The 906-nt window shown below is 73.8% G+C and carries 1 pseudogene; it reads left to right on the forward strand.

What is annotated here, in order from left to right:
- Nucleotides 1–349: 349 nt before the first annotated feature.
- Nucleotides 350–906, forward strand: a pseudogene (locus CA983_RS44190) (glycosyltransferase 87 family protein); the annotation flags it as partial.

A 906-nucleotide genomic window follows, 5' to 3' on the forward strand; every position in this document is an offset into this window, starting at 1 on the left:
GTTCTGCCGGGGGTTCTGCGGGGGGTGGTCATGGCGGCTCGGCCTTCCGTCGGAGTACGGAGTGGAGCGTGTTCGAGATTGCGAACGCGGTTCGGTAAGTCGGCCAGACGGTAGGGCTGGGACCGGTGTGACGTCAATGAGTCTGACGCGACGAAGAACCGCCCGGAGAGGTGGTGTGTACGGGCCCGGGTCCGCCGTTCGGCCGAGGGGGTGGCTCGCGTGGTCGCGAACGGTGGCCGTTCGGCCGAGGTGGCGGGGCCGGTCCCGGCAGGAGATTGAGGGTCGGTCCTCGAACCCGTGACAGACGTGAGTGAGGGCCCGTCCCTCCGCCTGTCACAGGAGTACGGCCATGGCCCTTCAGTTCCAGTCCGCGTCGAGCGCGCCGGCGGTGTCCGCCCCGCGCGCGCTCCGTCAGCGGGACGGCCTGCGACGGACTCCGCGCGGAGCGCGCTGGGACGGCCTCTACTGGGCCGGATCGGCGGTGTTCGCGCTCGCGCTGGCCGCCGTGACGACGCTGCCCGCCCACCGGGTGTGGGGCGGGTGCGCGGCCGTCGGCTACGCGGTGGCGGCCGTCCTGGCGGGCCGCAGCGCGTACGCCTGGGGCCGGGCGAGCGCCCTCGCGGCGGTCGCGGGCTCGGTGCTGTTGCCGCTGGCGGTGCTGATGGTGCTGGGCACGGCCCAGCCGGAGGTCGGTGTCGTCGAGCACTCCGGCGACCTGCTGCTCGCCACCGGCAGCCCCTACGCCCCGCATCCGTCGCTCGTGGACGACTTCAACCCGTACCTGCCGGGCATGGCCCTGCTCGGCCTTCCCCACGCCCTGTTGGGCGACAACCCGCTCACGGACGCCCGGCTGTGGTTCGCGGCGGTGTTCCTGGGCGCGCTGGCTGTGGCGGCCCGTCCTGGGGG

The sequence above is a fragment of the Streptomyces swartbergensis genome (assembly GCF_002148965.1).
In the GTDB taxonomy this organism is placed as follows: domain Bacteria; phylum Actinomycetota; class Actinomycetes; order Streptomycetales; family Streptomycetaceae; genus Streptomyces; species Streptomyces swartbergensis.